This is a genomic window from Loktanella sp. SALINAS62, assembly GCF_018263905.1.
In the GTDB taxonomy this organism is placed as follows: Bacteria; Pseudomonadota; Alphaproteobacteria; order Rhodobacterales; family Rhodobacteraceae; genus Loktanella.
Genome location: NZ_JAAFZU010000027.1, coordinates 144760 through 162564, shown reverse-complemented (window position 1 = coordinate 162564; position 17805 = coordinate 144760). Strand labels below are relative to the sequence as shown.

At 63.2% G+C, this 17805-nt stretch carries 17 protein-coding genes; 12 read left to right on the top strand and 5 right to left on the bottom strand.

Translation table 11 applies throughout. The features are described from left to right. Nucleotides 1-29: 29 nt before the first annotated feature. The 10 genes from araD to GZH79_RS09985 are packed head-to-tail and all read left to right on the top strand — an operon-like array spanning nucleotide 30 to nucleotide 10035. Nucleotides 30-1769 (top strand): L-arabinonate dehydratase, encoded by a 1740-nt coding sequence (gene araD, locus GZH79_RS10030; protein WP_211643647.1) that lies wholly within the window; start codon nucleotides 30-32, stop codon nucleotides 1767-1769. Beyond that, nucleotides 1769-2668: a dihydrodipicolinate synthase family protein gene (locus GZH79_RS10025; RefSeq protein WP_211643646.1), complete on the top strand. Its 900-nt coding sequence runs from the start codon at nucleotides 1769-1771 to the stop codon at nucleotides 2666-2668. The genes araD and GZH79_RS10025 overlap by 1 nt, the downstream gene beginning before the upstream one ends. Nucleotide 2669: 1 nt before the next feature. After that, nucleotides 2670-3404 (top strand): SDR family oxidoreductase, encoded by a 735-nt coding sequence (locus GZH79_RS10020; protein ID WP_211643645.1) that lies wholly within the window; start codon nucleotides 2670-2672, stop codon nucleotides 3402-3404. Nucleotides 3405-3423: 19 nt separating this feature from the next. Continuing rightward, nucleotides 3424-4941 carry an aldehyde dehydrogenase (NADP(+)) gene (locus GZH79_RS10015; RefSeq protein ID WP_211643644.1) on the top strand — a complete coding sequence of 506 codons (1518 nt, stop codon included), beginning with the start codon at nucleotides 3424-3426 and terminating at the stop codon, nucleotides 4939-4941. A gap of 14 nt (nucleotides 4942-4955) precedes the next feature. Further along, nucleotides 4956-5666 (top strand): ribonuclease activity regulator RraA, encoded by a 711-nt coding sequence (locus tag GZH79_RS10010; protein ID WP_211643643.1) that lies wholly within the window; start codon nucleotides 4956-4958, stop codon nucleotides 5664-5666. Next, nucleotides 5663-6655, top strand: a complete 993-nt coding sequence (locus tag GZH79_RS10005; protein WP_349291182.1) for an aldo/keto reductase — start codon at nucleotides 5663-5665, stop codon at nucleotides 6653-6655. The genes GZH79_RS10010 and GZH79_RS10005 overlap by 4 nt, the downstream gene beginning before the upstream one ends. Before the next feature lie 15 nt (nucleotides 6656-6670). Next, complete coding sequence (locus GZH79_RS10000; RefSeq protein ID WP_211643673.1) at nucleotides 6671-7573, top strand: 5-dehydro-4-deoxyglucarate dehydratase; 903 nt, start codon at nucleotides 6671-6673, stop codon at nucleotides 7571-7573. Nucleotides 7574-7583: 10 nt separating this feature from the next. Then, nucleotides 7584-8339, top strand: a complete 756-nt coding sequence (locus tag GZH79_RS09995; RefSeq protein ID WP_211643641.1) for an SDR family NAD(P)-dependent oxidoreductase — start codon at nucleotides 7584-7586, stop codon at nucleotides 8337-8339. Between the two features lie 53 nt (nucleotides 8340-8392). After that, nucleotides 8393-9355 carry a four-carbon acid sugar kinase family protein gene (locus tag GZH79_RS09990; RefSeq protein WP_211643640.1) on the top strand — a complete coding sequence of 321 codons (963 nt, stop codon included), beginning with the start codon at nucleotides 8393-8395 and terminating at the stop codon, nucleotides 9353-9355. Then, nucleotides 9352-10035, top strand: a complete 684-nt coding sequence (locus GZH79_RS09985) for a FadR/GntR family transcriptional regulator (protein WP_211643639.1) — start codon at nucleotides 9352-9354, stop codon at nucleotides 10033-10035. The genes GZH79_RS09990 and GZH79_RS09985 overlap by 4 nt, the downstream gene beginning before the upstream one ends. Here the strand turns inward: GZH79_RS09985 and GZH79_RS09980 are convergent. The 4 genes from GZH79_RS09980 to GZH79_RS09965 are packed head-to-tail and all read right to left on the bottom strand — an operon-like array spanning nucleotide 10029 to nucleotide 14110. Further along, nucleotides 10029-11126, bottom strand: a complete 1098-nt coding sequence (locus tag GZH79_RS09980; RefSeq protein WP_211643638.1) for an iron-containing alcohol dehydrogenase — start codon at nucleotides 11124-11126, stop codon at nucleotides 10029-10031. The two genes, GZH79_RS09985 and GZH79_RS09980, sit on opposite strands and share 7 nt — an antisense overlap. Before the next feature lies 1 nt (nucleotide 11127). Beyond that, on the bottom strand, nucleotides 11128-12033 hold the full coding sequence (locus GZH79_RS09975; protein ID WP_211643637.1) for a dihydrodipicolinate synthase family protein: 906 nt from the start codon (nucleotides 12031-12033) through the stop codon (nucleotides 11128-11130). Further along, nucleotides 12030-12971, bottom strand: a complete 942-nt coding sequence (gene pdxA / locus GZH79_RS09970; RefSeq protein WP_211643636.1) for a 4-hydroxythreonine-4-phosphate dehydrogenase PdxA — start codon at nucleotides 12969-12971, stop codon at nucleotides 12030-12032. The genes GZH79_RS09975 and pdxA overlap by 4 nt, the downstream gene beginning before the upstream one ends. Then, nucleotides 12968-14110 carry an exo-alpha-sialidase gene (locus tag GZH79_RS09965; protein WP_249219084.1) on the bottom strand — a complete coding sequence of 381 codons (1143 nt, stop codon included), beginning with the start codon at nucleotides 14108-14110 and terminating at the stop codon, nucleotides 12968-12970. Before GZH79_RS09965 ends, pdxA begins: the two co-directional genes overlap by 4 nt. A 174-nt stretch (nucleotides 14111-14284) precedes the next feature. On the opposite strand from GZH79_RS09965, the gene GZH79_RS09960 reads away from it, so the two are divergent. Further along, nucleotides 14285-15175: a DMT family transporter gene (locus GZH79_RS09960; RefSeq protein ID WP_249219083.1), complete on the top strand. Its 891-nt coding sequence runs from the start codon at nucleotides 14285-14287 to the stop codon at nucleotides 15173-15175. On the opposite strand, the gene GZH79_RS09955 is transcribed toward GZH79_RS09960, so the two are convergent. Beyond that, complete coding sequence (locus GZH79_RS09955; RefSeq protein ID WP_211643635.1) at nucleotides 15172-16071, bottom strand: LysR substrate-binding domain-containing protein; 900 nt, start codon at nucleotides 16069-16071, stop codon at nucleotides 15172-15174. The two genes, GZH79_RS09960 and GZH79_RS09955, sit on opposite strands and share 4 nt — an antisense overlap. 175 nt (nucleotides 16072-16246) lie before the next feature. Here GZH79_RS09955 and GZH79_RS09950 point away from each other — a divergent pair, with 175 nt between their 5' ends. Beyond that, the gene (locus GZH79_RS09950; RefSeq protein ID WP_211643634.1) at nucleotides 16247-17755 is read left to right on the top strand and encodes an ABC transporter substrate-binding protein; all 1509 of its coding nucleotides are present in this window, start codon (nucleotides 16247-16249) and stop codon (nucleotides 17753-17755) included. The last annotated feature ends 50 nt before the right edge of the window (nucleotides 17756-17805 follow it).

The following is a 17805-nucleotide window of genomic DNA, read 5'->3' as shown; positions in this document are numbered from 1 at the left end:
CAGAAGTGTTACCCGCAAAAGGACCAGTCATGACCCACGCTCGCAAAACGCCGGACACGCTTCGGTCCTCTCGTTGGTTCGGGCCGGACGATCTTCGCAGTTTCGGCCATCGGTCGCGGATGATGCAGATGGGCTATTCTGAGGATGAATTTCGCGGAAAGCCGGTCATTGGCATCCTGAATACGTGGTCGGAAATCAATTCGTGTCACGGCCACTTTCGTGAGCGGGCGCAAGACGTCAAACGGGGCGTTTTCCAGAACGGCGGTTTTGGTGTCGAAATGCCGTCACTGTCGGTGGATGAAAGCTTCACCAAACCGACCTCGATGCTGTATCGCAACATGCTGGCGATGGAGACGGAAGAGATGATCCGTTCGCACCCGTTCGACGGTGTGGTGCTGATGGGCGGCTGCGACAAGACAACACCGGGTCTTGTTATGGGTGCAATCACTGCGGGCATTCCGTTTATTTACCTGCCTGCCGGTCCGATGCTGCGTGGGCATTACGCGGGCAAGATTCTGGGGTCCGGATCGGACGCATGGAAATACTGGGACGAACGCCGCGCGGGCAACATCACGGACGAGGAATGGCTGGGCGTGCAGGGTGGCATCGCGCGGTCGGTCGGCACCTGCATGACGATGGGCACCGCGTCCACAATGACCGCGATCACCGACGCGATGGGGCTGACGCTGCCCGGCGCGTCCTCGATCCCTGCCGCCGATTCGGGACACCAGCGGATGGGTTCGGACTGTGGTCGCCGCATTGTCGATATGGTGTGGGAGGATTTGACACCCGACCGCATCATCACCGACGCCGCCGTGCGCAATGCCGCAATCATTGCGATGGCGACAGGGTGTTCCACCAACGCCGTCGTCCACCTGATCGCCATGGCCCGCCGCGCGGGCGTCAACCTGACGTTGGACGATTTGGATTTGTTGGGCCGTGAGACGCCGCTGATTGCCAACGTACGGCCCTCTGGCAAGGACTACCTGATGGAGGATTTCTTCATGGCGGGCGGTCTGCGCGCGCTGATGAAGCAGATGGAGGATCGTCTGGATACCACCTGCATCACCGTCACCGGCAAGACGATGGGTGAAAACCTTGAAGGTGCGGTGGTTTACAACGACGATGTCATACGTCCGCTGTCGAACCCCGTGTATCACGAAGGCTCGCTCGCTTTGCTGCGCGGCAATCTGTGCCCGGACGGCGCGGTCATCAAACCTGCCGCCTGCGATCCGAAATACTATGTCCACGAAGGCCCCGCGTTGGTCTTTGACAGCTACCCCGAGATGAAAAAGGCCGTGGACGACGAAGATCTGGACGTGACGCCCGACCACGTGATGGTACTGCGCAACGCAGGGCCCTTGGGCGGGCCTGGCATGCCGGAATGGGGCATGCTGCCGATCCCCAAGGCGCTGATCAAACAGGGCCATCGCGATATGCTGCGGATTTCCGACGCGCGGATGTCCGGCACGTCCTATGGTGCCTGCGTCCTGCACGTTGCGCCCGAAAGCTTTATCGGGGGACCGCTGGCGTTGCTGCAGACCGGCGACATCGTTCGGATGGACCTTCCGAACCGCAGGCTCGACATGCTGGTGGACGAGGCAGAGATCGAACGACGCCGCGCAGCATGGACCCCGCCAGAGCCGCGCTTCCAGCGGGGCTGGGGCTATATGTTCTCCAAGCACGTGGGACAGGCCGACACGGGCTGCGACTTTGACTTTCTTGAAAAATCCTTCGGTCCTGCCGCGGGCGAACCGGATATTTACTGATGACTCATGACCTAGACACAGCCCTGCGCGGCATTTCCGGCATCCTTGTCACCCCCTACGACGATGCCGGCGACATCGCCCCTGATAAGCTGGAATCGATCATCGACCGCGCCCTGCGGGCAGGGGTCCACATGCCCGTGGTCAACGGCAATACCGGCGAATTTTACGCTTTGACCACGGACGAGGCCTGCTCCATGGCGCGCGAAGTCGCTGCCATGATCGATGGACGTGCCCCCCTGCTGGCCGGAATCGGACGTGGCATCCGCGACGCCTGCCGTTTGGCTGAAGAAAGCGCCAAGGCGGGGGCGGCAGCCCTGATGATCCACCAACCGCCCGATCCCTTCGTTTCTCCGCGCGGTATCGTCGAATATGTCCGGCAGGTCCGCGACGCATCGGGTGGTCTGCCGGTGATGCTGTACCTGCGCAACGATGGCATCGGTACCGATGGGATCAAGGCACTGTGTGATCTGGACGGCGTGAAGGGCGTGAAATGGGCGACCCCTAATCCGCTGAAACTCGCCGCCGCCCGCGCGGCCTGCGCCGATGACATTGTTTGGGTCTGCGGTCTGGCCGAAGTCTGGGCTCCGCCGCTCTATGCCGTGGGCGCACGGGGGTTCACTAGCGGGCTGATCAATGTCTGGCCGGAACGATCTGTCGCGATCCACGCCGCTCTCGACGCTGGCAACTACGACGAGGCGAACCGTCTGATCGAAACCATGCGTCCGTTCGAGGACATCCGCGCAGAGGAAATGAACGGCACCAACGTAACCGGCGTAAAGGCCGCGTTGCAGGCGCTAGGCCAGGATTGCGGTGGTACGCGCGCACCTTCCGCGTGGCCGCTGACGGACGCTCAGGCGCAGACCATGCGGGCGTTCCTGACCGACAACGGGTTGCTGTAGCTTGGCACAGTCGATCATCATCACAGGCGCATCGGGGGGCATCGGTCGCATCACAGCACGCCGGTTTCTGTCCGCAGGCTGGCGGGTTGGACTGATCGCGCGGCGCGCTGATGCGCTGCGCGAGACAGCCGACGGGACATCCGCGCTCTTGCTGCCCTGCGATGTGACCGATGCCGCCGCGGTCGATGCGGCATTCGATACCGCCGCCAAGGCGTGGGGCCGGATCGACGCGCTGTTCAACAACGCGGGCGCCAGCCTGAAATCTGTGCCGCCCGACGAAACTTCGCCTGACGACTGGCGGCGCATCATCGACGTGAACCTGACCGGGTCGTTCTTTTGCGCGCGCGCGGCATTTGCCCGGATGAAAGCGCAGGACCCCAAGGGCGGTCGGATCATAAATAACGGGTCGGTGTCGGCCCACGCGCCGCGTCCCGGATCTATTGCGTATACTGCGTCAAAACACGCGATCACCGGACTGACTCGCAGCCTGTCGCTGGACGGGCGCGCGCATAACATTGCCTGCGGCCAGATCGACATCGGCAATGCGCTGACCGACATGTCTGCGACCCAGACAAAGGGCGTGCCGCAGGCGGATGGATCGATCCGTGCCGAACCCATGATGGACGCGGGCCAAGTCGCTGACGCGGTGCTGCACATGGCGACGCTACCGTTGGAGACGAACGTTCAGTTCATGACGATCATGGCCACGGCGATGCCCTTCATCGGTCGCGGCTGAGCATACTAAAGGAGACGACATGTCAAACTTCATCCCTCATGGAAAACACCTGATCGCGGGGGATTGGGTCGCGGGCGACACGACGTTCCGGTCTGAACCCGCCCACGGCGATGCACATGACTATTTCGTCGGCACGCCCGGTCTGGTGGATCGTGCCTGCGTCGCCGCCGAAGAAGCGTTCGAATCCTACGGCTATTCAAGCCGTGAAGACCGTGCCGCCTTTCTCGACGCCATCGCCGATGAAATCGACGCGCGCGCAGAGCAGATCACCGCTATCGGTGCATCCGAAACCGGCCTGCCAGAGGCGCGTCTGCAAGGCGAGCGAGGCCGCACCGTCGGTCAGCTGCGCCTGTTCGCCAGCCACATCTGCGACGGGGCCTACCTTGACCGCCGTCACGACGAAGCCCTGCCTGACCGCGCGCCCCTGCCGCGTCCGGAACTCCTGATGATCCAGCGCCCGATCGGTCCTGTAGCCGTATTTGGCGCTTCAAACTTCCCGCTCGCGTTCTCGACCGCTGGTGGTGATACCGCCGCTGCGCTTGCTGCCGGTTGCCCAGTCGTCGTAAAGGGACACTCTGCCCACCCCGGCACAGGCGAAATCGTAGCCGAGGCGATCCTTGCCGCCATCGAAAAGACAGGCATGCCCAAGGGTGTGTTCAGCCTGATTCAGGGCGGCAAGCGCGACGTCGGCACGGCGCTTGTCCAGCATCCGCTGATCAAGGCCGTCGGCTTTACCGGATCGCTGGGAGGCGGTCGTGCGTTGTTCGATCTGTGCGCACAGCGGGACGAACCGATCCCGTTCTTCGGGGAGCTCGGCAGCGTGAATCCGATGTTCTGCCTGCCCGCAGCCATGGGCGCGCGCGCGGCGGAACTGGGAAAAGGCTGGGCCGGTTCGCTGACGATGGGCGCGGGGCAGTTCTGCACCAACCCCGGCATCGCGGTTGTTCTGGATGGCGCCGATGCCGACACGATGCGCGACGCCGCCAAGGCCGCGTTGCAGGACATGGCACCACAGACCATGCTGACCGATGGCATCGCCGCAGCCTATAAGGGCGGTGCGCAGGCGATGGCGGACAGCACCAACGTGGCTTCGGTCTTTGTGTCCGAACCAGTGGATCGCAGTGCCACACCGTTCCTGTTCGAAACCGATGCCGACACATGGCTGAGCAACGATCACCTGTCGGAAGAGGTTTTTGGTCCTGTCGGCCTTATCGTGCGCTGCAAGGACGCGGCGCAGATCGAGCGGATCGCCCGGTCGCTGAAGGGCCAGCTGACGATCACGCTGCATATGGACGACGGCGATTCCAAAACAGCAAAGGATCTGCTGCCGATCCTCGAACGCAAGGCTGGCCGGATCCTTGCCAACGGGTTCCCGACGGGGGTCGAGGTCGCTGACACGATGGTCCATGGCGGTCCATACCCTGCGTCCACCAACTTTGGCGCAACCAGTGTCGGCACCCTGTCGATCCGTCGGTTCCTGCGCCCTGTCTGCTACCAGAACCTGCCCGGTGCCGTGCTGCCGGACGATTTGAAGTGAAAGCGAGAACACCCATGAAACAGGAAACCCGTGAAAAGCTGATGGACGTGTCGGTCGCGACCCTTGCGACCGCGCTTTATAAGCGCGGTTTGCGCAGCCAGGTGATCCAGGGCGTGAACCCGGTCGGCTGGAAGGGCAAGAACATGGTCGGCCCAGCCTATACGCTGCGCTACATGCCCGCCCGCGAGGATCGCAACCAGCTTGTCGAATTTCGCAATCCCGAACACCCCCAGCGTGTCGCCATCGAGCAATGCCCAAAAGGCCACGTGCTGGTGATGGACAGCCGCAAAAGCGCCACGGCAGCCTCTGCCGGGGACATCCTCATCACACGTCTGATGGTGCGCGGCGGGGCAGGGGTTGTCACCGATGGCGGTTTCCGCGACGCGGCGGTGATCGCAGAATTGGACATTCCGGCCTATCATAATCGCCCGTCCAGCCCGACGAACCTGACCACGAACGAGGCCATCGGCATCAACGAACCCATCGGCTGCGGCGATGCCCCCGTCTTTCCGGGCGACATCATTGTGGGCGACGCCGACTGCGTCATCGTCATCCCGCAGGACATCGCCGATGACATCGCGGACGAGGCGTTCGAGATGACGGTTTACGAGGATTTTGTGGTCGACCGCGTCAAGGATGGCGTCAGCATCATTGGCCTCTATCCCCGCACGATGGACGAACACGCGACCGACTTTGACGCATGGCGTAAGGCCAAGGGTCGGTGATCCGCCGCGCTTTCGGTCGCTCCGGTCCAGAGGTCTCTGCTATAGGGGTCGGGGCCATGTCGTTCGCGGGGTTCTACGGTCCCGCGACCGAAGCCGAAAGCTTTGCCATTCTCGATGCCGCCCGCGACGGCGGCATCGACCATCTGGACACATCGAATGTCTACGGCGCAGGCCTTTCCGAGGCGATCATTGGCCGCTGGATTACCGACCGGGGGCAGGGTGATCTGCGGATCGCGACCAAGGCGGGGATCACCAAGGACGCGGATGGCAAACGCGTCTTCGACAATTCTGACGCGCATCTTCGATCCGAACTGGAAGCCAGCCTGAAACGGCTTTGTGTCGAACAGGTCGATCTGTTCTACGTCCACCGCCGCGATTCCCGGACCCCGATCGAGGCCGTGACGGAAACGCTCGCGGCCCTTCAGCAAGAGGGCAAGATCGGCGGCTTTGGTTTTTCAGAAATCGCGCCGACCTCGCTGGCGCGGGCGGCGGCGATCCATCCGGTCGCTGCCGTGCAGTCCGAATACTCGCTGCAAACGCGGCAGCCCGATCTTGGTCTGCGGCAAAGCTGTGCCGCAACAGGGGCGGCGCTGGTCGCGTTCTCTCCGGTCGGGCGCGGATTGCTGACGGACGCACCGCCGGATGCCGATCGTGTCGAGACATCGGCCTTTTTGAAAACCAATCCGCGTTTTACGGGTGCGAACCTGCAGCGCAACATCTCTGCCAGCCAACCCTTGCGGGACTTGGCGGCAGAGGCAGGCTTGCCCTGTGCTGCGCTGGCCATCGGCTGGACGCTGGCGCAGGGCGATCATGTGTTGGCGATTCCCGGTACACGTTCTGTCGCCCATCTGCTGGACCTGATCGCCGGTGCGCGCGCGCCGCTGGACGCTGACCTGCTGGTCGAAATCGACCGCCGAATGCCCGTCGGCTGGTGCCACGGCGCACGCTACTCTCCGGCCCAACAGGTCGGTCCCGAAGATTATTGTTAAGGAGCCAATCCAATGATGTCCCCTACTGAGCTGCGCGACGTAATTCGGTCCGGCCTGCTGTCGTTCCCGGTTACACCCTTCGACGCAGAAGATCGCTTTGCGCCCGGTCCGTTCCGCGCGCATCTTGACTGGCTGTCCGCCCATCCCGTTGCGGGCTTGATTGTCGCGGGCGGCACCGGAGAGATGTTTTCCCTGACCCCGGATGAGGTGATCGCCGTGGTCAAAACCGCCCGCGAAGCCCAGCCCGACGCCCCGGTTATCGCCGGATGCGGCTATGGTACGCGTATGGCCTGTGACCTTGCACAGGGGATCGAGGCGGCGGGCGGCGACGGTATCCTGCTATTGCCGCATTACCTGATCGGCGCGCCCCAGGATGGGATTGAGGCCCATATCCGTGCGGTCTGCCGGTCCACTGACATGGGCGTCATCGTCTACAACCGGGGCCAGTCGGTCGTGAAGGCGGAAACACTGGCCCGGCTAGCCGACAACTGCCCCAACCTGATCGGGTTCAAGGACGGAACCGGCGACATCGATACGGTCAAGCGCATTACGGTCGGTCTGGGCGACCGGTTGGCCTATATCGGCGGTATGCCCACGCACGAGCTGTTTGCGCAGGCCTATCGCGGGGCGGGGGTGGACACTTATTCGTCCGCCGTTTTCAACTTTGTGCCTGAAACGGCGCTGGCGTTCCACGCCGCCTTTACATCGGGCGATGATGCGACCTGTCACAAGATGCTGCAGGAATTTTATTATCCTTTCGCCGCGATCCGCGACCGCAAGTCAGGCTATGCCGTATCCGCCGTGAAGGCCGGTGTGCGGCTGCGCGGGTTTGACACGGGTTCCGTGCGGTCGCCGCTGACCGATCTGACCGAGGAGGAAAGCCAGATGATGGCCGCCTTGATCGAAGGCCGTAGCTGAGGATGGCAGGGTGAGCGGCAGTGATCTGACCGGGCAGGTCGCGATCATCAGTGGGGCAAGCCGTGGCATCGGTCGCGCGGTCGCGGTGCGGCTGGCACAGGCGGGTGCGGACCTCGTGCTTGGGGCGTCGCGGGACGGGGCGCTGGATGACACGCTTGCTGCGGTTCAAGCGACGGGTCGCGATGCCGTGGCCATCTTTGGCGATATCTCGGACCCCGACGTGTCGGCCCGGATGGCGACGGCGGCGATGGATCGGTTCGGACGGATCGACATTGCGGTCTGCAACGCGGGTATGAACCAGCGCATCAGCACCTTGGACTTGGCACTGGACGACTGGCAGCGGATGTTGGACGTGAACCTGAACGGCACGTTGCATCTGTGCCGGGCCGTCCTGCCTCACATGATGGCTGCAAGGACCGGGCGAATCGTCAGCGTCAGTTCCTCTGCGTCGAAGGCGCCTCATCCCAATGCGTCGCCCGCCTATGGCGCGTCCAAGGCCGCTGTGAATTACCTTGTCATGCACTTTGCGCGCGAATTTGCGCTGCACGGTATCCGCGTGAACGCGGTCTGCCCTGGTCCGATCCAGACCGACATGACCGACCAGTGGGACATTGCCTACCGCGCGCAGGTGTTGGCCAAGGTGCCGATGGGTCGGCTGGGTTCGGACACAGAGATCGCGGACACGGTGCTGTTCCTTGCGTCGCCTGCGTCGGGGTTCATCACGGGGGCCACATTGAACGCAAATGGTGGCACATTGATGGGCTAAGGGCTGGCACAATGTCACAGTCCGTTTAAGGTGCACGCCAATCGGAGGGCGCTGTGCCGGACTTGATAATTGTGGCGGACGATCTGACCGGGGCGCTGGATGCAGCCGCCCCGTTTGCCGCGTTGGGGGCTGTCGTGGCGACTGGTCCAGATGCGTTTCAAGCGGCGTTGGACTACGGGAAACGGATCGTCGCGGTCTCGACCCGTAGCCGCGAGTGTGACGCCGACACGGCTGCGCGGACCGTGGCAAAGATCATGGCGATGGTGCCTGACGGGGCCGCGCTGATGAAGAAAGTCGACTCGCGCTTAAAAGGTAACATCAGGGCAGAGCTGCGTGCGATGCCCGGCCGACCCCTTTTGCTGCCTGCCTTGCCCGACATGGGGCGGATCGTGCGCGACGGCGCGGTGCAGGGGTTCGGCGTGGACCGGCCGATCATGATTGCGGATGTTCTAGGCCCACAGGCCATTGCGCCGGATGCCGCAACCAAAACAGACATCGCGGCGGCGCTGGATGCCGACCCGGGTGCCTTGCCGGTCGGTGCGCGCGGGCTGGCGCAGGTCTTGGCGCAGCGCATGGGCGCAGCTCCAACCGTCATCGACTTGCCGTTGCCAGGGCTCATGCTGTTCGCCATCGGGTCGCAGGACCCGATCACGTTGGCACAGATTGCGGCGCTGCAGGCGTCGGGACTGGATTGCGAAACAGCACCCGGTGGACAGGTGCCACCGGGCGGTGGCGGACTGGTCCATGCGACCGACATCGCCGGCCTGCCGCTGGGCGCGGTAACGCGCCGTTTCGCCGACGGGATCGCTTCTCGCGCTGCTGCGATAGACGCGCTCGTCGTGTCTGGCGGTGCCACGGCAGAGGCGGTCTTGGACGCGCTGGGTGTGCACCTGTTGCACGTGACCGGAGAAGCGTTACCAGGTCTGCCAGTGTCGCGCGACGCGGCGGGGCGGTTGATCGTCACGAAATCCGGTGGCTTTGGCGCGCCCGACGCGCTGTGCAGGCTTGTCGCATGAAGGCGCGGCGCCCCTCACTTGCCGATGCGGCCTATGACCGCTTGTTCCGCGCGATCCGATCGGGGGCCTATGCCGACGGGGAAAGGCTGCCGACCGAACATGCGCTGGCGGCAGAGCTCGACATCTCTCGCCCCGTTTTGCGAGAAGCTTTGCGGCGGCTGGCCGAACAGGGGTTAGTGCAGGCCCGGCAAGGGTCCGGCACATTTGTGCGGCAGTCCGGCTTGCGCGCGCCGCTGGGCTTTGGACGGCCCGAGGGCACCCGCGATCTGGCGGCTTGCTATGCGTTCAGGCTGGCCATCGAACCCGAAGCGGCGGCAGCTGCAGCCCGCGAGAAGACACCCGCGGCACTGACAGAAATCGTGGCCGCCCTTGACCTTCTCGGGCAGGCGACCCGCGCCGCGCATCACCGAGAAGACGCTGATTTCGCATTCCATCTGGCTATCGCGCGGGCGAGCGGTAACCGCTATTTTGCCATGTCGATGGAGGAGTTGAAGGATCACATCGCCGTCGGCATGCGCCGGCACGGCGCGTCACTTAAGATCGTCCCGGCGGGGTTGGAGCACGTCTTTGACGAACACGGCCGGATCTTCGCCGCAATTCGTGACGGAGACGGAGACACCGCCCGGACAGAAATGCGGCTGCATCTGGAAGGGTCGCGCGCGCGGGCGCTGGATCAATAAGCCGCGCGATAGATTGCTTCGATGTCAGCGACACTCGCTTCGCGCGGGTTCCAGTCCATCAGACGGCGGATGCCGTGCGCCTCTTTGGCAAAAGCGGACAGTTGCGAATCTGATATCCCATGGCTTTTCAGCGACATGTCGATGCCAAGAGAGCGGCACCAGTCAACGGTTGCCTCGGCACTGCGCGCGCCAAGACTCGTGACAATCTCGGCGGTCTTTTCCGGCGCGGCGGGCGCGTTGAAGGCCAGCACGTGCGGGAACACCAATGCGTTGGCCAGCCCGTGCGGCAGGCCGGCGTGAGTCCCCAAAGGATAAGCCACGGCGTGCCCGGCGGTCGTGTTCACGGGGCCAAGGCACAGTCCGCCATAAAAGGACGCCAGTAGCATGGCCGACCGTGCCTCGGGGTCCGATCCGTCCTGCACGGCGCGCGCCAGATAGCGCCCGGTCAGCGCAATCCCCTGGCGCGCATAACCGTCGATCAGCGGGTGCGACCGCTTGGAGGTAAATCCTTCGACGCAATGCGCCAGCGCGTCCACGCCCGTAGCAGCGGTGATCGCGGGCGGCATGCCCATCGTCAGGTCGGGGTCTAGGATTGCCAAATCGGCCAGCATCAGCGCGCTTTCGACGGCCACTTTCATACCGGTGTCGGTCGAGGTGAAGAGCGCGCGAATGCCGCCTTCGGACCCGGTGCCAGCAGTCGTGGGAACTTGGGCAATGGCAGAGTAGCGGGCGGTGACCTTGTCCGCACCGCCGATGTTCGACAGCGCATGATCGCTGCCCCACAGGACCGCGACCAGCTTTGCTATGTCCATGACCGATCCGCCGCCAAGGCCGACGATCAGGTCGGGTCGTACCTTTCGCGCGGTGTCGATGGCGGCTGCAAGGTCTTTGTCCTTTGGTTCGGGCGGAACCACATGCGACGCAGGCGGCGTGGAAAGGCCCAATTGGTCGATCATTGCCTGCGTCGAGCGGGAACACAGGACCAGCACGCGGTCAAAGCCTTTGGCCCAAAGTCCAAGCTGCGCGGCGGTGCCTTGGCCGACTTCGACCCTTTTGGGCAAGTGCAGGGTGATGGGGCGAGCAAGGTCCATGTCAGTGCTCCAGTTCGGCCATGCGGGCGTGGATGTCGGCGCGGGCCTCGTCGGTGACGGGCACGAGCGGCGGCAGCACATTCAGCCAGCCGTCGTCGCCGCGCGACCGGGCCAGCATCGCCTTGACGGTCGGCAGTTGTACATAGGCGTTGGTCAGGGCGCGCCAGTCGTCGATCCGGTCCTGTGCTGCGCGCACGATATCGGCGGCGCTGTCGTCCTGCCAGTTGTCCCAAATATCCCGCAACGCGTCGGCGCGCAGGTTTGACGTGGCGGTGATGCAGCCAGCGCCGCCAGCGCGGAGCAGCGGCAGCATCAGCGGGTCAGCGCCTGCCAGAACGGCCAGATCGGGGAAGTCGCGCACAAGCCTGACCATGTGGTCGATATCGCCTGCGCTGTCCTTGATCCCCACGACGATACCGGGAAATTCACGCATCAGCCGATCGATCAGATCATGCGTGATCGGCACCTGCGTCACTTGGGGGATGTGATACAGCACCACGCGCAGGCGGTCGTCCGCGACTCCTTCAATTACGCGGGCGTAGAAGCGGAAGAGCCCTTCGTCGCTGACACCCTTGTAATAGTAGGGTGGCAGCAACACGACGCCCTTGGCATTCGCCGCGACCGCATGCCGGGTCAGTTGTATCGTGTCCCGGATTGCAGGGGCAGAGGTGCCGGGCAGCATCACGCCTGCGTCGATGCCACCGTCGATGGCTACGTCTAGCAGCGCCATGCGGTCAGCGTGGGCCAGGCTGTTCGCCTCTCCGGTCGTGCCAAGGAGCGCGATGCCGTGGCAGCCTTCGTCCAGCAGCGCACGGCAATGGGCGGTGAACAGGGCCAGATCGGGACGACCATCGGCGGTGACGGGGGTGGCTGCGGCGCAATGGACGCCTTGAATTGCATGGGTCATGCGCTGTCTCCGGTCAGGCGACGGGCATAGGCCAGCGCCGCGTTCATATTTGTGTGGTTCGCGCGTCCGGTTCCGGCGACGTCAAAGGCGGTGCCGTGATCCACCGACACCCTGTCGATCGGCAGGCCAAGCGTGACATTTACCGCCGTGTCGAAAGCCACCAGCTTGATCGGGATATGGCCCTGATCGTGATACTGCGCGATCACCAGATCGAAGCTGCCGTTGAAAGCGCGGTGAAACACTGTATCCGCTGCGATGGGGCCTTGGGCGTCGATACCCTCGGCCTGTGCCGCAACGACAGCAGGCGCAAGCTGGTCGTCGTCCTCTGTGCCGAACAGACCGCCTTCGCCACAGTGCGGGTTGATGCCCGCGACAGCGATGCGGGGGGCCGCGATGCCAAGGCGTTTCAGATGCGCGTGGCCCTGACGTATCGTGGCAAGCACCTGGTCCGGCGTCGCGCGTGTGATCGCGTCGGCCAGTGCCACATGGGTCGAAACGTGGATGACGTTCAGCCGTTCGGAGGCCAGCAACATAAAGGCCCGCTTGTGCCCCGTCAGATGCGCCAGCAAGCCTGTATGTCCGTCATAGTGATGTCCTGCCGCATTCAGCGTCGCCTTGTTCAGCGGTGCGGTCACGATGCAGGCGATGCGCCCATCCTGCGCGGCTGTCACGGCAGCGGCGATACAGCGATAGGCGGCATCCCCGGCGCGCGGGTCCTCTTTTCCCCACGGCAAGGGTGCGCCTTCAACGGGCACGTCCTCGATCGACAGTGTGTCCAGATCTAGACCTGTCCTCACGACCGCCTCTGTCGCGTCCAGCGTGGTGCGACAGCCGAAGACGCGAACCTGCGCGCGGGCATCGTCGCCCATTTCCGCCAAGGCTTTCAGGATGATTTCGGGGCCGACGCCAGCGGGGTCGCCCATGGTGATGCCGATCATTGGGATTCCAACCAGTTCAGGGATAGCCGCACGTGTTTGATCGCGCGGCGGTGGTAGGTATAGGCAAGGTCAAGCGACCCGTCCGAGGCCTGCGACAATGCGGGATAGGACATTTCGCGGTTCTCGCCGGAAACGGAGTCGTTCTTGAGGCAATCGCCAGCGCCCTTTTCGACCACGATGCGGCGCGCGAACGTCTGGCCGTCGTCGTCTGACAGACACAGGGTCATCGGCGCGCGCGGCACCCCCCAGATCGGCGTGCAGCCGCCGGACGCATTGGGGCGGTCGTCGCTTTCGCCCAGTTCGTCATATAGCGACGCGCGGCGGGCGGTTGGATGCTCTGCCGCGTTGGTGGGGTTGCAGGCCATGGCGATGCGTCCGTCGGCCAAGCGGATCACCGCGATTGATGAATTGTTGTTCGGCACGTCGGTCGGGGCAGGTGGCGTCCAGCTTTCGCCGCCATCGGCGCTGGTTGTACGATAAACCATGTCCGCCTGTCTGCGGCGGAAGAAAGCGACCAGATGGCCGTCGCCCCGGTCGACGGGGGTCATGTGTACGCAGCCGATGGAATCCGGCACCTCGACCGTACGCCATGTTCTGCCCGCGTCCGCACTGATTGCGACAGCAGCGGTATCGTGTGCGCCGGTCCAGCGTTCGCCGGGGCGTGGCACACAACGGAACAGCGGCAACAACCACGCGCCGTCGTCGCGCACCAGCGGGGCCGCGCGAATGAATGTGCCGGGCGCGAGCGGCAGATCCACAGGCGCGCCGCCTGCCTGTCGCAGACGCACGCGACAGGCGTCCTGATCGCCACCCACTTGCGCGGTGTGCAGGAACAGCCGCCGTCCATCGGGTGCGTCAAACTGGATCGGGTTCTGTTCGGACCTGTCCGGGTCGTCGCTGATTTGCTCAGGCTCGGACCATTGGCCTTCTGTCAGAAGGCTGCGCCAGACGCAGATGTCGGACTTACCTTCCAGCGAGCCACCGAACCAAAGACACGCCAATCCGTCTTTGCCCCGTGCCAGAAAGGCCGCATGGTTCTGGATCGTAACGGCAGGCAGCAGTGCCTCTGACCTGCCGTCCGACACTGGCCGCAGGCGACCATCCATCCCGGCTTCAATTTGGTCCGGCGTCATCTGCATTATGCGGCTCCTTCAGTGCAATCTAACAGTTTATTTGAGGGGGAAACCAAAAGTTGTCAACTTAATATATCATAATAAACCTTTTTTTTATGGTTCTGAAAGAAACATTTGACAAATAAGTGATCCGGGCGCACGACTTGGGATGCAAGCCCACAAGCGAGAGCGGAATGTTCCATGAAGTCCCCGAATGCAGGCGATCGACAGGATCGTCGCCAGATGATCGGCGTGATGCTGATGGTCATCGTCGCCTGTCTGGGTGCGCTGGATGCGATGATTGCGCGGGCCGTGGCGCCCCATGTTCATCCGGTGTTCATCGGGTTCACACGGTCGCTGTTCGGTCTGCTGGTGGTGTTGCCCTGGATCCTGTCGCGGCCCGGCATCCTGAAGTCGAACTACACCTATCGCCACGTGCTTCGGGCGGGATTGAAGCTGGCGTCACTGATCGCCTTCTTCGCAGCCTTCGCCGTTGCTCCGCTGGCAGATGTGACGGCCATCGCTTTCACGACACCCTTGTTCGTGACGTTGGGGGCGTGGATTTTTCTGTCAGAGTTGCCGCAACGCCTTCGGATCGTCGCGGTCGCCATAGGCTTCATTGGGGTTTTGGTCGTATTGCGACCGGGGCAGGGGGGCGTGTCGGCTGGGCTGGCCTTTGCGCTGGGCGGCGCGCTTCTAACGGCAGTGATCCAACTGGTGCTGAAGCCGATGACCGCCAGCGACCGGACCGAAACGCTGGTCGCGTGGAACCTGATCGCGACCGTGCCGCTAGCCGCGATTCCGGCGCTGTTTTTCTGGTCGTCGCCGCCGGCGTGGGTCTGGGGCCTATTGGTCGCGCAGGGGATCATGGGGGCGCTGAACATGGGGTTGGTGACGCGGGCGTTCTCGCTGGCGGATGCTTCGCTTTTGACGCCGATCGATTTTCTGCGTTTGCCCGCCGTGGCATTGGCCGGGTGGCTGGTGTTCGGGCAGATGGCGACGATGGCGACGTGGATTGGGGCCGTGCTGATTTTCGTGGCGACCTTGCTGATGGCACGTTCGGCGCGTGGAACAATCAGGCCGGTACCCTAAAGTGCGGCCATCGTGCGAATGACCGTGTCGCGTACGGCGCTGTGCAGTGCCGTATGACGACGCGGCACGCTGGCCAGATAAAGGGTCGACCGGAACCGGTCCGGCAGATCCGTTTCGCAAAAGACAACACCGGGCAGGTGCATCCCGCTGGCCGATGCCGGCACCAAGGCGACGCCAAGCCGCTGCGCCACAAGCCCGATGATCGTCTGGGTCTGACTGACTTCGTGCCGGATGTTGGGGCGAACATCCATCGCAGCAAACACAGCCGACTGCACGTTGCGCAGGAACCCACCGCGTTCGTCGGAATAGCCGAGAAAGTCGACGCCATTCAAATCGGCGATACGCACAGGCGTCTTACGCGCAAGCGGATGGTCAGAAGGGGCCGCCAGCAAGAAAGGCTCGCTGACCACACGGACGCTTTCAATCTCGGGCGCGGGGGATTCGCTGCGCGTCAGGCCGAAATCCAGTCGACCGGACCGCAGGCCTTCGATGATCTCATAGCTCATCATTTCGGTCGGACGGAACGACGCGCCGGGGCGGTCACGGGCCACGGCGGCGACGATGTGCGGCACAAAGGTGATTGCGGCGGACGGCACGAAACCCAGCACGACGGCACCGGTTTCGCCACGCTCTGCCTGTCGCGCAGACAGGACGGCCCGTTCAGCGCGTTCCAAAATATCCGTGGCGCTGTTCAGAAAATCTGCTCCTGCTGGGGTCAGCCGGACCTGCCGCGTGTTGCGGTCCAGCAGCTTCAGCCCCGTGCGCTGTTCCAGAAGCTGGATCTGCCGGGTCAGGGGGGGCTGCGTCATATTCAGTCGGTCAGCCGCGCGGCGAAAATTCAGCTCTTCGGCGACGGCTACGAAACAACGCAGATGATTAAAGTCGAAACTAGACATAATCACCTATTGATACATTTTGGGTATCAAATCAATTCAACTTTGAAATTTTGTTCTGCCGCGTGTTTCGGCAGACTGGCATCCAAGTGGGGTTCGTTCAACGCGACGGCTTTGCGGATACGCGACTTTGGAGGATCTAGTGTCGCGTCAATCACCATCGATCAGGGAGGATCAGATGACACATAAATTCACTACTCTTGCGGCGGCCTTGCTTGCCTCGACCTGCGCCACGGCGGCGTTTGCGCAGGACAGCAACGTCACGGTCGTGCTTGCCGAAGAACTCGACCTTGTGGACCCCTGCATGACATCGAGGTCGAACATCGGCCGCGTCCTGCAGCAGAACGTGTCGGAGACGGTGACCGAACTGGTGCCGGGCACAGGCATCCAGCCGCGTCTGGCAACCGCATGGGAAGACAGGGGCGACGGTACCTGGCGCTTTACCCTGCGCGAAGGCGTCACATTCCATGACGGATCGACCTTCGATGCCGAAGATGTGGCCCATTCCATCGCACGTATCAAAACCGACGCCATCGTCTGCGAGATCGGTGCGAAATTCTTTGGCGGCATGGAACTGACGACCGAAGTTGTGGATGCAACCACCATTGATATCACCACAGACCCGGCGCAGCCCATCCTGCCGCTGCTGATGTCCACCGTGACCGTGGTGCCATCGGAAACTACGATGGATGCTTTCCTTGACACGCCCATCGGCACCGGCCCCTATACATTCGACGAATACAACGTCGGCCAGAACATTACCCTGTCGGCCTACGACGGTTACTGGGGCGAAACGCCTGCGGTGACGAGCGCGACATATGTGTTCCGGTCCGACAGCGCCGTTCGTGCCGCCATGGTTGAAACGGGCGAGGCCGATATCGCGCCATCCATCGCGTTGCAGGATGCCGTTTCGGAAGACATGGATTTTTCATATCCGAACTCGGAAACCGTATATCTGCGTATCGACAACGGCACCGCGCCGCTTGACGACGTGCGCGTGCGCAAGGCGATGAACCACGCCATTGACCGTGAAGCTTTCGTTGGCACGATTCTTGCCGACGGCACGCTGCTGGCCACCGGCATGACGCCGCCGTCGACCATCGGCTACAACGCCGAACTCGAACCCTACAGCTACGATCCCGACATGGCACGTCAGCTTCTCGAAGAGGCCGCTGCCGATGGTGTCGATACCGAAGCAGAGATCACGCTGGTCGGTCGACTGAACAACTTTGGCAACGTGCTGGAGACGATGGAAGCCGTCACGCAGATGCTGCAGGACGTTGGCCTGAACGTGAACCTCGAGATGTACGAAGTGGCCGAGTGGGAAGGTCTGTATTCCAAGCCATTTGCCGAAGATCGCGGCCCGATGATGGTTCAGGCCATGCACGACAATGCAAGTGGCGACCCGGTGTTCTCGATGTTCTTCAAATACGCCTCGGACGGTCTGCAGTCCGGCGTGACCGACCCGAAGCTGGACCAGATGATCGCCGATGCGACTGCCGCGACCGACGACGAGCGTGAGCAGCTGTGGAGCGATGCCTTTGCCTACATTCACGAAGAGATCGTGGCCGACGTGCTTCTGTTCCATATGGTCGGCTTTACCCGCGTGAACGAACGTCTGGACTTTGCACCGTCGATCAAGACGAACTCTGAACTGCAACTGTCGCAGATCAAGTTCGCGGAGTGATCCTCCCTGGGGGCGGCTTAGGTCGCCCCCGTTTTTTCCTCGACGAAAGC